Origin of the sequence: Desulfosporosinus acididurans, assembly GCF_001029285.1 — a bacterium.
In the GTDB taxonomy this organism is placed as follows: Bacteria; Bacillota; Desulfitobacteriia; order Desulfitobacteriales; family Desulfitobacteriaceae; genus Desulfosporosinus; species Desulfosporosinus acididurans.
Genome location: NZ_LDZY01000014.1, coordinates 117,072 through 131,386 on the forward strand (window position 1 = coordinate 117,072; position 14,315 = coordinate 131,386).

A 14,315-nucleotide genomic window follows, 5' to 3' on the forward strand; every position below is an offset into this window, starting at 1 on the left:
AATCGTGAAAACAAAGGAGAGATATTATGACAAACAAAGTATTAATTTCTGGAGCGAATAAAGGGATTGGTTTTGAAACTGCCCGCCAATTAGGTCAACAAGGTTGGTCAATCTTATTGGGAGCACGTAGTGAAGAACGTGGCTTAGCAGCTGTGGAGGAGCTTAAGGCAGGTGGAGTCAATGCGGAATGGATCAAAGTAGATTTGAACGACGTGTCAACTATTCATGCTGCTGCGAAATATATTAAAGCCAATCATGCTGACTTGAATGTTTTGATTAACAATGCCGGCATCCCCGGTGACATGCATAAGAGTGCTTTAGATTTTACTTCCGATGAATTGCGGGAAGTTTTTGATGTAAATTTCTTTGGTAACTTTGAAATGATTAAAGCCTTTACACCCATATTAGCGGCTAATAATGGGCGTATCTTGAATTTGAGCATCCCAACAGTTGCCAATGATTTCTTTGCACCTTTCGCTTATATGACTAGTAAAGCGTCATTAAACTCAATGATTGCGGCCTTTGGCGCGTACTATACAAAAAATAATATCTCAGTTGAAATATTTGGTGTGATGCCGGGCGGGGTTACTACTGACTTGAACGGAAATACGACAGGACCATTCATGAAGACTCTTCCGCAAGGTGGCAAGATCATTGTTGACCTTTTAACTGATGGAAAGCATCACCAAGGTAAGGTATTGAACGAATATGGCGTGGCCATGGATTATGAAGCTAATTACTTACTAAAAGCGCAGAAAACCAAATAACTACCGCGTTAAAAGGTTTATTAAGTAGATTTGTTTTTTAGAATATGGCGTTATCCCATTTGTATATAGGCTATCCAATCCAAAGGCGGAATAAAGAAAGTGATGTTGATATTCATTCGTCACATAATTTTATGACACCGTTTCATCAGAGGACTATTTTACTATAACACCCCACCATAAGCAGTTTAGCCTCTAGCACTATTAGACCATTGATCTCATTGGTAATATTACAGATTTCAGAAGTGTATCAAATTCGGACTTTTTCTCTCTCTTGCTTCCTGCTAAAATCAGATTGGAAGAGAGGATGAAATGCGAAAGAACTACTTTGTAAAATTGGTAAACTACATGAAGAATGTTTATCAGATAGATCATGGTTTGAATCAATTATCTGACGGAAGAGTTAACCCCACTTATTGCACGGGTCAAGTTATTCTGCCTGTGCTTTTTGGCTTCTTACTAAGGATAAAAAGTTTTAATGAACTAAATTTCATGATAAAGAATTATGAGTTCACTAAACTGTTTCCCCGGGGAACTAAGTTGCCGCAAATTGATGCGATCAGAGATACGCTGAAGGTCCTAGATCTCGAAGGACTAAAACAAGTCAATCAAAACGTCGTAAAAACAGCCGTTGAGAATAAAGTTTTCGACAATGGAACGATTGATGGATATACTGTTGCTGCGATTGATGGAACAAAGTTTTTTGGGAGCAATAAGAAAAGTTGTCCAGAATGCTTGAAAAATACCAAAGGCAATAAGATCCATAGTTTCCATAGTGGCGCTGTCATATCAATAGTAGGTAAAGGTCCCAAACTGGTGATTGGCTTTGAAATGTACAGGCCCGGAGAAGATTCTGCTTCAAAGGATGAGGGTGAGCTGAACGTTGTGAAAAGGCTGCTTTCAAGCACCATGAAGAGCCAAAAAAGATTAATGGATGTTGTCGTTTATGATACCCTTGCCTGTAATTCAGTTTGGATTAACCACTGTAGAAATCTCGGCATCGATACCATAGTCCGAGCAAAAAACAATAACAATAAGAGTTTGCGTTCAGCAAGAAAGAAGACAAATAAGTCGAAGGTAGTTAATGTTTGGGAAGATGAAAAGGGATTTGAGAAAGTAGAAGTTTACGAGTCAACATTTACAATGGACAATGTTGATCAACCGTTACGTTTTGTAAAATTTGCAATGAAACATAAGGACAAGAAGCGTACACAACTTATGATAGTGACGACCTCTATGGATATGGCACATAAAACTTTATTCAAAATCATTAGAGCGCGTTGGGATATAGAGAACTCAATTTTTAACAACCTGAAGAGTGAATGTGGCTTAGAGCATTGTTTTGTGCACGGCGGAAAGGCAGTGGAAGCCGTACTTAATTTAATCATTATTGCATCAAATCTTATGCAGCTATTTTTGGTAAGGCGACTGAGAAACCAATTGACAACTCAACGAGAAATGGTAAGGCTTTTATTAAAAGGCCTATATCTAATGAAGTATAAAGAAGAACTGGTTTTTAGCAGCTCATAAAGATTAGGCAATTAAAAATGAAGTGTAATTTTGGGGTAAGGGGAGATGTATCCTCTGTATAGTTAAATTAAGTAAATAATGTAGATATAATACATACTAAGAGAATTCTTTAATTAAGAACGGTTGGAATCCTACAAAAGCTAAATTGCTGGTGAAGGTTGAAATGATAAAAAGAATATCTGAAGGGAAACTTGCTGGAAATCGTATGAAAATTTTTGAATGCCAAAGTGAGATTCATGGGCAAATGAGAGTTTTTGAACTCAAATATGAGCTAAAGGTAAGTGGTTTTTGTGGAAGATTTGAATTTTTGTCAAAACTCTATGTAAGTAGGTGAGGTTCCTGAATTGATGTGTTAGGCATTGCAAGTTTATCATTATTTACAAAACAGCCCTAATGTGATATATTTGTATTATTAAGTTATAAATATATAACATTAGGAGGCGTTAAAATGAAATCTAAATCCAGTTTGCGTAAAAAGGTCATCGTCCAAGCTGTGACCAATACTGTAGTAATACTGATTAGTGGGGTTTTCATCATGCGTGGACAACATGATACGTTGTCTAAAATAATAAGTATTATTGACGTAGTTTTTTTTGTTTTCTCGTTTATTTACACTAATCGTAAAAGCTTTGAGACTAAAGATGAAATGACAAAGTACAATCAACTTAAAGCAGCTAGTTGTACTTTTACTATTACGTTGTGTTTGGCGGGATTGGTAATGGCGTATGGCTTATTCTATAGGACCTCGGTGACAATTTCCATGATAAATTTAGTGTATATGTTTGTTAGTATGTATATGTTAAATACGCTGTTCTTTCTATTTTACGATGTACGAGGAAACTAAGTATGCCAAAGTTAATAACAAAAATTAAGGAATATAGGGCAAAAACAAATATGAAACAAGAAGAGCTGGCTCAGTTAATTGGAGTTCGCCGAGAAACGATTGGGCATTTAGAAAACGGTAAATATAATCCATCTTTAAAGATGGCAATGGATATAGCTAAAGTGTTTATGGTTCCAGTAGAAGAATTGTTTCAATTTATAGATTAAGATCGCACCTCCTTACATATAATTTACCACTGTACCTAGTTATAGAAATAAATTTCTTGCAATCCACCCCATACAAGAGCTATCATGTCCTACGACTAGCAATCGTAGGATATTTTTTTACTACCAATATGTTCCCACAAGCCTTGCTAGTAAAGGAGTTGAGTAGCATGAAAAAAATACGCACCATTGAGAAAGCACCAGTCTTCCATGAGCAACTTAAAAAACTTAGAGTTTGCGCCTACGTCAGGGTTTCCACTAACCAATCCGAGCAGCAGGAAAGCTTTTCAGCCCAAGTCCAGCATTACACTTCCTATATAAATAACAATCCAGCTTGGACCTTTGCAGGCATTTATAGCGACCAGGGTATATCCGGCAAGAACATAGAAAAACAACTAGAGTTCATGAGGATGGTTCAGGATGCTGAAAATAAAAAGTTTGACCTTATCATAACAAAATCAATAAGCCGTTTTGCACGCAACGTTCAAGATTGTTTGGAAACTGTCCGTAAACTTAAACTTCTTGGGATTGCCGTTCACTTCGAGAAGGAGGCTATTAACACTTTAACCGCCGAAAGTGAGCTTATGTTATCCATCCTAAGCTCAGTCGCAGAGGAAGAACTGGCCTCCATATCCCAAAACATGCATTGGAGTAACCAACGGCGTTTCAAGAAAGGTAAGTTCTCAGTTAACACAAAGCGCTTCCTTGGCTATGATAAAGACCGAGAGGGCAATCTGATAATTAATGAAGAACAAGCAACTATTGTGAGACAAATTTTTAAAGACTATCTTTCCGGTCTGGGAGTTTCCCACATAGCCAAAGGTCTTGAAGCTGATGAGGTGACAAACATCTCCGGAAAGGTTAAATGGGCTGAATCAAGCATAAGAGATATACTGAAGAATGAGAAATACGCTGGTGACGCACGCCTTCAAAAAACCATTACAACGGGCCTGTGTAATAGGAAGAGAAATTCTGGCGAAGCCCCAATGTACTATGTAAAGGACAGTCATCCCGCCATTATTAGCCGGGAGGATTTTGAAAAGGTTCAGGAATTAATGACGGAGAGGGCTAAATCGAAGGGCAATATTCAGGGTAACCGAGAGAAATACACAAATCGATATGCTTTAACTGGAACTATTGTTTGCGGCCATTGTGGTAACACATTTAAAAGGCATATAGACAATTGTGGTACGGTAGCAGAGTCGGTTTGCTGGATTTGCAACACCTATAGTAAAAATTCGTGTGGGGTAGGGAGGATTAAAGAAGAGACCATTAAAGGATTGTTTGTTAAAGTGTTTAACCAGCTTTATAATGACCGAGCCAAGTTGCTAGGGGATTATAAAGCAAGATTGGAAAGAGAAAAGTTAACCGAGTTAGATAATGAGCGCATCGCGAAGTTGGATGAGGAAATTGAGAAACTCATCCGACAGGAACGGGCGCTTTTTTTAATAGAAGAAAAAGGTTATGCGGACCATAATCTAGTTAAAACTGAACACGAAGAACTGGTTAAAACTTTGACTCGGCTTCAGACAGAGCGATCTGATTGGATGGCTGAAATTAATAAGCGAGATACTAGAATGGACAGAACCTTAGAACTTGAATCCATACTTGAGGCACAGGACGGCAATCTCGCAGAATTCAACGATGACATGTACCGCAATATAGTCGAAAAAATAGTGGTCAAAGAACGAACCAAATTAATATTCCAATTAAAAAACGGCCTTGCTTTCGAGGAAAGTTATACCTTGAAGCGAGGCCACGATATTTTCTAAGGGAGGTTATTATAAATGGCAACAGTTACAGTAATTCCAGCAAAACCGATGCAAGAGATGAAAGGTCTTGAGGCTACCGCGAAACTTAGAGTTTGTGCTTATGCACGGGTTTCCACAGATAATGAGGAACAATTGTCAAGCTATCAGGCGCAGGTTGAGCATTACACCTCTTACATCCAGAATAATCCAGTTTGGGAATTCGTGCAGGTCTTCAGTGATGAGGGTATCAGCGGCACGAACACCAAGAAACGTGAGGGATTTAACCGCATGATTGATGAGTGTATGGCAGGCAAGATTGATATGGTGATTACAAAGTCAATTAGCAGATTTGCTCGCAATACTCTAGATACTTTGAAATATGTACGGCAGCTGAAGGAGAAGGGGGTGGCTATTTTCTTCGAAAAGGAGAATGTGAATACGCTTGATAGTAAGGGCGAGTTTCTGATAACTCTGCTCGGGAGTTTGGCCCAAGAAGAGAGTTCCAATTTGTCACAGATCACTAAGATGGGCATAAGTTATAGGTTTCAAGAGGGCAAGGTTTTAGTTAACCACAATAAATTCCTCGGATATACCAAAGACGATCAGGGCCAGTTGGTTATTGTTCCAGAAGAAGCCGGGGTAGTACGCAGGATATATAGAGAATTTCTTGATGGTAAAAGTCCTTATAAGATAGCCAGTATTCTGCAGAAGGATGGGATAAAAACCGGGTCAGGCGGTTCCCGTTGGTATGACAGCACGGTGATTGGGATACTGAAAAACGTCAAGTATATGGGGGATGCACTGCTCCAGAAAACCTACACGATAGATTTTCTAACGAAAAAGCGAGTGAAAAATACTGGACATGCTGCCCAGTATTATGTTGAGGATAGTCATGAAGCTATTATTTCTAAGGAAGAGTTTGCAGCAGTGCAGGCGGAATTTGAAAGACGGGGAAACTTGCGCGGGTATTCAAGGAGTGGGAAGAGTTCTTTTACCAGCGAGTACCCTTTCTCCGGTAAACTGTTCTGCCAAAATTGTGGTTCAAAGTTTAGACGCCAAGCTTGGGGGAGTGGCAAAAACAGAAAGTACGTGTGGCGGTGTATTAACCGAGAAATCAATGGAGTGGAATCTTGCGGAATGAAATCAATTAGGGAGAAGGATTTAGAGAAAGCTTTCGTACGTGCGATAAACAAAGTCATTAGTAGGAAGGAGGCATTTTTGCTTGAGGAAACCGGTGATTGTGTAGTTGGGACTGAGGAAATTGATGCCAAGTTGGAAGAACTCCAGCAAAAATTGTTGACTGTTCTAAGAAGTTTGGGGACCGATAATGAAAAATATGCAAAAGTGGTAGGCGAAATTGAAACTTTGCGAGGGCATAAGGTTGGGTTAAAAAATGTTGAGGCCGAAGAGTCATGGAGGAAGAGCAAATTAGAAGAGTTCAAGGCCTATATGGATGCTACGGATGGAAAGCCACTGGATAGGTTTGATGGGGATCTGTTTCGCAGGCTGGTTGAGAAGGCTAAGGTTTTGTCGATAGTCGAGGTGGTGTTTGTGTTTAAGGCATGGATAGAGGTGAGAGAGATACTAGGGCGAATGTGAAATTATTGCTCTTTAAATAGATCGAAGTTGTTGACCAAGTATTGGTAATCAATTAGTATAATCTTAAAAAGTGAACGGAACCGGGACAAGTTTCATAACGCGACTTGAAAGCTCACATAGATGTCTATCCGATTGCCTTTGCCATGAATTACTAAGTGAGACTCCGAATCAGATGAAGTATTAATAATATCAGAATTGAGGTAAACCACTTGGATATTGATAACAAGAATATAGACCTTAGTAATCGCAGTAAGGAACTTGACGATAATATTGAAGATGATGGATATGAAGATTGGGAAGATGACTACGAACTCATTAGCAAGGGGGATTACGAAGGATTAAAAAAACTTAGACAGATGATAGCTAAAAATAACCCAGAGGATATCGATGCTCAATGGCGTTTAGGAGAGGCTTACATTTTATGTAAAGAGCACGAAAAGGCAATTGATTTTTTTGAGCCCTTATATAGAGCTAATCCTGATTTTGAAGACATAGAATATTCGATTTTGGATGCTTTGTTTGCATTAGGCAAAAGTGAGCGAGACTTTAAATGGGTTACAGTTCCGGTAATCTTGCGATTAGATAAGAAAACTTCGGACTTTTGCTATGATTATCTAAAAGGAAAAAGAAAAGCAAGAGAATTGGACGATGTGTTTTGTCAATTACTTGTTGAGGGATATCTGACTTTTGACGAAGAAGAGCTTCTCAATCATTTGACTAAAGATGGAAGATTTGAATTCCAAATTGATACTCCCATTCAAAGTTCATTAGTGAGCGTTAAAAAGAGAAAGATCAATCGATAATATAATTGTGCACTGACTGCCTATTCATTCCAATTTGCTACGACGCATAAGTAGGATAATGCGAAATACATAAAGATTATTGTTGGGGTCTTATTAAGCATTACAATTCAGTAATTCGAAATTAGCTTTAGCGGCTATTGCTAGTATGTTATAATTATCCAAAAGGATCATGGAAGTGATAATAGATTGGATATTGTAAAGGTTAATATCAAAACGGCTGGTTATATGGCAAATAAGCCTATTATTAAGAATGTAGCATTAAATATTGGTTATGGAGAATTAATTGGTTTAATTGGCCCTAATGGAGCTGGGAAGAGTACCATAATAAAAGCAATCATGGGATTGCTCCCTGAAAACGATAGTATAGTTGAATTTGGAGGTTCGTACAAAAACTATTCCTATATACCAGAACAACCTGTCTTGTACGAAGGATTGACTTTGTGGGAGCACCTTGAATTTGCTGCTTCTGTTTATGAAATTGACCAGCTTGAATTTCTAAATAAAACTGAGGGTTTACTCAAACTATTTCGACTTACTCATGTAAGACATAATATGCCGACGACATTTTCTAAAGGTATGCAGCAAAAAGTTATGCTAATTCTGGGCTTCCTTCTTAGTCCGTCACTTTATATAATTGATGAGCCATTCATTGGTTTGGACCCTATCGGTATTAAGGATTTTCTTTCTTTAATTCAACAAGCTAGGAATCAAGGTACAGGAGTATTGATGTCTACGCATTCTTTAGATACTGCCGAAAAAATTTGTACTTCCTTCGTTTTAATAAACGATGGAACGATTCTAGCTAAAGGTAACTTACAAGAAATTAGAGAGCAGAGTCAACTTATAAATGGTTCTCTCTTTGACTGTTTCATTGAATTATTGGAGAAAACTCTATGACTACCATAAGAAAACTCTTTTGGCATCGTTTAATTAACGGATGGAAATACCAATATTCCGTCTGGAAAACCGTGTTCGATTGGATTGTGGCTCTCTATATCGTCATACCGTTTTCAGCCATTTTTATCGATGCCTATTTGGGTTGGTGGAGGCAAGTTCCAGTAGAATTAAACTATATTCCTATAAATGGCTTTTTGGTTATTTTTCTTGTTTTTTTATGGTCAGGAACTCTTCAGGTATTTGTTGAAGATGCGGATCAAATTTTTCTTTTTCAACGTAAGATTTGGGTCAAAGGGTTAATAAAATATAGCCTCGTATACTACATGATTAAAAATTTATTGGTTTCGCTACTCTTTTCGATTGTATGGGCACCGTTTCTATTGTTACATTATAACTTTACCACGCATATGTTTGTATGGCTTACAGCAATTATCTTTTTGTTAAAAGCTTCGATTGGGATACTAAAACAGCTATTAGAATTTCGCGTTCAGGGTTGGAAATTAGGCCTTTCTAAAACTATTTTGCTTTTTCTTACGGGTGTCTTTTTACGCCAGATCGTATCTTTACTACTTAATCGATCTATATTGTTTTCTCTAACATTTTTCACACTTATTACTGCTTTAATTTGGCTTATCTACCAACGGATGTTTATTTCTGAAACACTTCTTGAAGATATATCTATGCAACAGGCCTCAAAACTAAAGTTTACTAACGTTTTATTGAAGTATGCAGGAACTTATACAAAAAAGACTACTACTCTAAGAACCAGCCCATGGTTATTCCAAAACTCTAATATTATTTTTAAGCAGCGTAACCCTGAAAATAGTTTAGTGGAAATATGCATTAAATCCACTTTGCGACACAGTTCTAATATCATATTTTATTTTCAAGTGATCGGTGCTTACGTTTTAGTGCTTACGGCTTACCCTCCTGTGTTGAAATGGTTCTGGTGGGGCGTATCCATTCCATTTTTGATAGCGATGGTTAAACCATTTTGGTTAGAATCACTTAATAATCCATTTGTTTCAATGTTCCCCCTACGCCCTGAAATTAAATTAAGTGCCGCAATTCGTTCTTTGTTTCTTATGGCTTTACCAGGAGAAATAATCTTGGCTCTCATTGTTCTCCTTCTAACACGACAGTGGCTATTTGCTTTAATATTATTTCCATTGGGGTTCTTCCTAAGCAAATTCGTAGCTAAAAAGCTTGCCATGTTTTCGTAAAAGCAAAAACTTTCCTGTTCGTATTGGTACTATAAAGCATTTTTCTTGATTCTTAAACTTCCAGTTATTCTTATAATGTTAATTAATTTAGCATATAGACGTTGCTGAGATGCAGTGTGTTTTCTAGCGAGCCGATTTGGCAACTCCGGGCACGTTGACGTTACTTCAATGAATGTTTATAAGGTAAATATCTTTCCGTGGACGCAGCCCGTTGAGTGTGTCGTGTTGATGAGCGGAAGTAACTTGGTATCAGCTGTTTACAGGGTTTTGGAGGAATTTTTCAGTGTGTTTTATGTTCCCCTGGACGTATGTCTGAGGGGACTTTTTGTTTTAGGGGGGTGTACTTTTACGCAGAAATATACGCGTAAAGAAGGAGAGTTTTGCGTAATTGTATATGAGATTTAGGGAAAACGGCCCCTCTATGTACTGATATGTCTGCATTATACTTTCAGGACGAAAGTCGATTCATTTCTGAAAATAGGTGGCGTATATCGAAAGGTATGGCAATGCCAAGAGCGATATAGAGTTAAGATTGTTTAAGTGTGTTCAAGGCTCCACCAATCGCCATGCAAGATGAAGCGATTCTCAAGGAAGCGTTCATAATGGTGTGGAACCTTCTCCGAGACTCAGAGAAGAGATAAAGGAGCGTTGGGACCGATATGCTGAATTTGGCAACCAGCTGGAGCAGTACCGAGCGATGCAGTTCACGGATATTACAGAGAATGCTGCACACATCACGGATTTCGATACGGATTTTATGCTTAAGACATTGGACCACATAACGGTTTATGAAAGCGGAAAATTGTGGTCGCCTTTATGGATGGAACAGAGAAGGAATACTGCGGTGAATAATATAAAAAAGTTATAAAAGTTGTAGGAAATTGATGGATAAATAAAGAATACTCTAATCGGCAATTTCTTTATTTAACGTGATTCTTGAAAAAGTAATTTGTTGTGGGCGTTTATTTGATAAAGAGCGTCGAAGGTATTCCTATGGAAAAGGAATCCACGAAAGAGAAAAAATGAAACGAAGATAAGACGCAATTGGCCATTTTAGCGAAACGAGGGAAAGTAGTGAAGTACTTGGCACGATTAGATCCGATAGAAAAATTAGATCTATCTGTAAGAGCGAATAACGCCCTACGCAGAGCAGGCATCAATGGCGTGGGTGAGCTGCTGGATTTCCCAAAAGAAAACTTCCCGAGTTTGAAAAACATGGGGGCAAAAACTGTAACAGAAATTACAGAAGTGATCGAGCAGATCGAAATTATCGAGATCGATCCTTTGAATTGCAATGCAGACCAAAAGTTAGAGGATGCTGTAGTTGCATGGTTCATTGGAAAGGACGGTCAATTGTATCGAGACTTCCCCATAGAAGACATTGAGCTGTCAAGGAGGGCATTTAATTGCTTAAAAGGAGCAGGAATTGACTATATTTCCGAGTTATTGGATAAGACAGAGACAGACCTATTTGCAATCCCAAATATGGGCCCAAAGAGTGTGAAAGAAATAATTGAAGCTATAAATCTACTCGTTCTGCAGCCAGTATCTACCGCTCAGAGTTTCTACAATAATGATTCGGATTTCGGAACTAATGAGTTTTGCCGTTGCATCGTACAGGAGATTGTTAAGACGATAGACGTTCATGCAGCCAAACTGTATGAGGAAATTCTTCCACTTGTTGAGAATTGTAATGGTAGGTTTGCTCCAGAGGTATTAGCTAAGGAGATCGATGAGCCGCTGATTTCAGAACTCTATTGGTTGCCCCTGTTGAGATGTGCAATCAAAGAAACTATTTTGAAGCAACTGGAACTCAACCCTTACGGACTAGATAAGTTTAATTTGGTGAGATCTCTACCTTCTTTTTTGCAGAACGAACTATTAGTGGATAGTCTAATATTAGAGCTGATACAGGATAGCAATTTACTCTGCTTACACGATCAGATATATAAGCAAAAATATCCAACGGTTCTCGAATATGCTGCATCCTTGCCAAAACCGCAGGATTGTGCTGTTTTAACTGGACGTCTTTCTGGGAAAACATTGGATAAGATCGGAAAAGAATTATATCTTACGAGAGAACGTGTACGACAAATTGAATCAAAGTGCATCAATAAGGCACCTACTCTGAGTGAGGACATATATGCGCTTGTTTTTCAAAAATATGACATAGCAAAAGAAGATTTTATTTTAGGATTTAAGGAATCTGAGATAACATACAATTACCTTTCTATCGCTTATAAGAAGGGGAAATATCTCGTAGATAGTTTGGCTACGGATTCTGATTTCCCTGAGAGATTTAGAAAGGCCGCAGAACGAATAATTTATAAAAATCACGTGGTTCTTGGTGGTGAGCGAGTTCTCCGTAGTCGATTCGAACTTAGTGAATATATATTGCGCACAGCGGGTGCGGAAGGTCTTACATTTGAAGAGTTTTCGCAATTTTATCAAATGCTACTGGAAGATTTAAATCTGCAGGACAATCCTAAGTTTTCGGTGATGGATCGAGGCTACTCCAACAAATTAGCTGCAAGTGATCATGTTCTGTGGAAATATGGACAAAAACTTCGCTACTACAATATTGATGCGTATGATTACACTGATCTGCTTAAAGGCCTTAATTTGAGCAATTACAAAAACGTGGAGCTCTCAACACGTAAGTTCTTTCAGGAATATCCAGAGTTGATGAGTGATTACGACATTCAGGATGAATACGAGTTGCATAATCTACTTAAAAAGATCTGCAGAAGCGACGATTACCCACAATTACACTTTAAGCGTATGCCCAACATAGAGTTCGGGATAGCAGACAGAGATACTCAGGTGATGGATTTGTTGTTGACTCTTGCTCCGATTACAAATACAGATTTTGCTGCAGCCTATGAACACGAGTACGGCGTATTGTCTCAAACAGTGCTGGCCAACTACATGAAAAACTTCGATCAGTTTTTTTATTCGGGTGTTTACAAAATAGATGTACCGATGCTCTCTGACATTATGGCAGCCAAAATGAAGCAACTACTGTCCAAAGAATTCTATCTCTTGTCCGATATTCGGAAGTTGTATGTGAGCGAATTCCCCCAGGCAGATCCCAAACTACTGAATCCATACACACTAAAGGCACTAGGATTTCGGGTTTATGCCAACTATGCAATCAAGGACCAGTATCCATCCGCAGCGGAGTATTTTCGTGAGATTCTTACTACAGAGGATATTATAGATGCACAGTCCTTTCCCAAGGAAGTGCTAAATACGATAGCGTATATGTCGGAGGTGTATAAACTAAAAGCGACGTATGAAATTTTAGAATATGCACCATTAAAGTATGTGCATTTTCGCAGGCTAAATTGTGCTGGTGTAGAAAAAGAATCCATAATGGACTATTGCCGCAAAGCATATCAAGCAGTTGATTCACAATATTTTACTGTATATTCACTGCGAAAAAAAGGTTTTACCCATGCCCTCGATGAGCTTGGCTTTGGTGAATGGTTCTATGCTTCGCTACTTTCCGAAGATAAGGAGCATTTTTCCTATCGCCGGTTAGGAAAAAATAAGCTTTTTAGACGAAGTAGTGAAAATGTATCCCTCATCGATTTTTTGGAATGGATTGTTTATTCTAGTGAATCACTATCTTTAGATGTATATGAGCTGACTGAAAAGCTATCAAGTGATTACAACATAAATCTTGAATGGTATAAAATTGTAGAAACGATTAAGGGTAGCACAATGTACTATGACACAATAACTCAAAAGGTTTACGCTGACTACGATGTATACTTCGAGGAAATTTAAACCTACGGTTTACTGATGAGCAATTACATGATAAATATGAGGAGCATTCCTGTAGTAGGAAAAAATGAGCTTTGTCAAAAAGAAGACCTCACGTTACAATTTGAAAGGACTGTTGGCCAACAGAATCCAATCAAAATAACGGAGGTCATCCCAAATGAATTTTACACAAAACGAGAAACTAAAGCAACTTTCTGAAAGAAGTATTGTTATCGGAGTGGACATCGCCAGCGAGCTTCATTACGCCAGGGCTTTCGACTGGCGAGGAGTAGAGCTGGGCAAAGTATTCAAGTTTGAAAACAGTGCTGAAGGATTCAGGGATTTCTATGCATGGATTGAACGTTTAAAAGGTCAAGCACAAAAGGACTGCATAGTGGTAGGCGCAGAGCCAACCGGCCATTACTGGTTCGGCCTGGCATCATATCTAAAAGAGCAAAGCATTAAGCTAGTCCTCGTAAACCCATTCCATGTAAAGCGTAGTAAGGAGCTTGATGACAACCACCCCAGCAAAACGGATGCTAAGGACCCCAAAACAATTGCTAAGCTGGTCATCGAGGGGAGATACAATGAGCCCTATATCCCGGAGGGGATCTATGCAGAACTGCGAATAGCGATGGCTTGCAGAATGCGCATCCAAAAGGAAATGAGCAGTATAAAAAATCGCATTCAGAGGTGGCTGAAAATCTACTTTCCCGAGCATGAAACGGTGTTTGGAAAGTTTGATGCGACAAGTAGCATGCTGGTTCTGCAAGTTGCCCCGCAACCTAGGGATATCAAAAGACTTGGAGTAGAAGGAATAAACCGAATTTGGAGAGACAACAAGTTGAGAGCAGTCGGAATGAAAAGGGCTAAGAGCCTGTATGAAGCTGCTCAGAAGAGCATTGGTTGCACCGAAGGAGAGTCTTGTTCCCG

At 38.6% G+C, this 14,315-nt stretch carries 13 protein-coding genes; all 13 read left to right on the forward strand.

All coding sequences use genetic code 11. The features are described from left to right. Window positions 1–26: 26 nt before the first annotated feature. Window positions 27–767 carry an SDR family NAD(P)-dependent oxidoreductase gene (locus tag DEAC_RS18005; RefSeq protein WP_047811460.1) on the forward strand — a complete coding sequence of 247 codons (741 nt, stop codon included), beginning with the start codon at window positions 27–29 and terminating at the stop codon, window positions 765–767. Window positions 768–1,076: 309 nt separating this feature from the next. Then, window positions 1,077–2,294 carry a transposase gene (locus DEAC_RS18010; RefSeq protein WP_242847197.1) on the forward strand — a complete coding sequence of 406 codons (1,218 nt, stop codon included), beginning with the start codon at window positions 1,077–1,079 and terminating at the stop codon, window positions 2,292–2,294. Between the two features lie 163 nt (window positions 2,295–2,457). After that, on the forward strand, window positions 2,458–2,628 hold the full coding sequence (locus tag DEAC_RS23765; RefSeq protein ID WP_162531699.1) for a hypothetical protein: 171 nt from the start codon (window positions 2,458–2,460) through the stop codon (window positions 2,626–2,628). Window positions 2,629–2,742: 114 nt separating this feature from the next. Next, a complete protein-coding gene (locus DEAC_RS18015) occupies window positions 2,743–3,138 on the forward strand; it encodes a DUF2178 domain-containing protein (RefSeq protein WP_047811461.1) in 396 nt (131 codons plus the stop codon). A 2-nt stretch (window positions 3,139–3,140) separates the two neighbouring features. Next, complete coding sequence (locus tag DEAC_RS18020) at window positions 3,141–3,344, forward strand: helix-turn-helix transcriptional regulator (RefSeq protein ID WP_047811462.1); 204 nt, start codon at window positions 3,141–3,143, stop codon at window positions 3,342–3,344. A 167-nt stretch (window positions 3,345–3,511) separates the two neighbouring features. After that, window positions 3,512–5,113, forward strand: a complete 1,602-nt coding sequence (locus DEAC_RS18025) for a recombinase family protein (protein WP_047811463.1) — start codon at window positions 3,512–3,514, stop codon at window positions 5,111–5,113. 15 nt (window positions 5,114–5,128) lie between these two features. Beyond that, window positions 5,129–6,691 carry a recombinase family protein gene (locus tag DEAC_RS18030; protein WP_047811464.1) on the forward strand — a complete coding sequence of 521 codons (1,563 nt, stop codon included), beginning with the start codon at window positions 5,129–5,131 and terminating at the stop codon, window positions 6,689–6,691. A 209-nt stretch (window positions 6,692–6,900) separates the two neighbouring features. Beyond that, on the forward strand, window positions 6,901–7,494 hold the full coding sequence (locus DEAC_RS18035; protein ID WP_053006494.1) for a tetratricopeptide repeat protein: 594 nt from the start codon (window positions 6,901–6,903) through the stop codon (window positions 7,492–7,494). A 186-nt stretch (window positions 7,495–7,680) separates the two neighbouring features. Next, window positions 7,681–8,391, forward strand: coding sequence for an ABC transporter ATP-binding protein (locus DEAC_RS18040; protein WP_047811465.1), 711 nt, complete (start codon window positions 7,681–7,683; stop codon window positions 8,389–8,391). Next, window positions 8,388–9,614 carry an ABC transporter permease gene (locus DEAC_RS18045; RefSeq protein ID WP_047811466.1) on the forward strand — a complete coding sequence of 409 codons (1,227 nt, stop codon included), beginning with the start codon at window positions 8,388–8,390 and terminating at the stop codon, window positions 9,612–9,614. Before DEAC_RS18040 ends, DEAC_RS18045 begins: the two co-directional genes overlap by 4 nt. A gap of 607 nt (window positions 9,615–10,221) precedes the next feature. Beyond that, a complete protein-coding gene (locus tag DEAC_RS23965; RefSeq protein ID WP_047811467.1) occupies window positions 10,222–10,482 on the forward strand; it encodes a hypothetical protein in 261 nt (86 codons plus the stop codon). Window positions 10,483–10,658: 176 nt separating this feature from the next. Then, on the forward strand, window positions 10,659–13,406 hold the full coding sequence (locus DEAC_RS18055) for a DNA-directed RNA polymerase subunit alpha C-terminal domain-containing protein (RefSeq protein WP_083996285.1): 2,748 nt from the start codon (window positions 10,659–10,661) through the stop codon (window positions 13,404–13,406). A gap of 154 nt (window positions 13,407–13,560) precedes the next feature. Continuing rightward, a partial coding sequence (locus DEAC_RS18060) for an IS110 family transposase (protein ID WP_047811469.1) occupies window positions 13,561–14,315 on the forward strand: 755 nt, incomplete at its 3' end.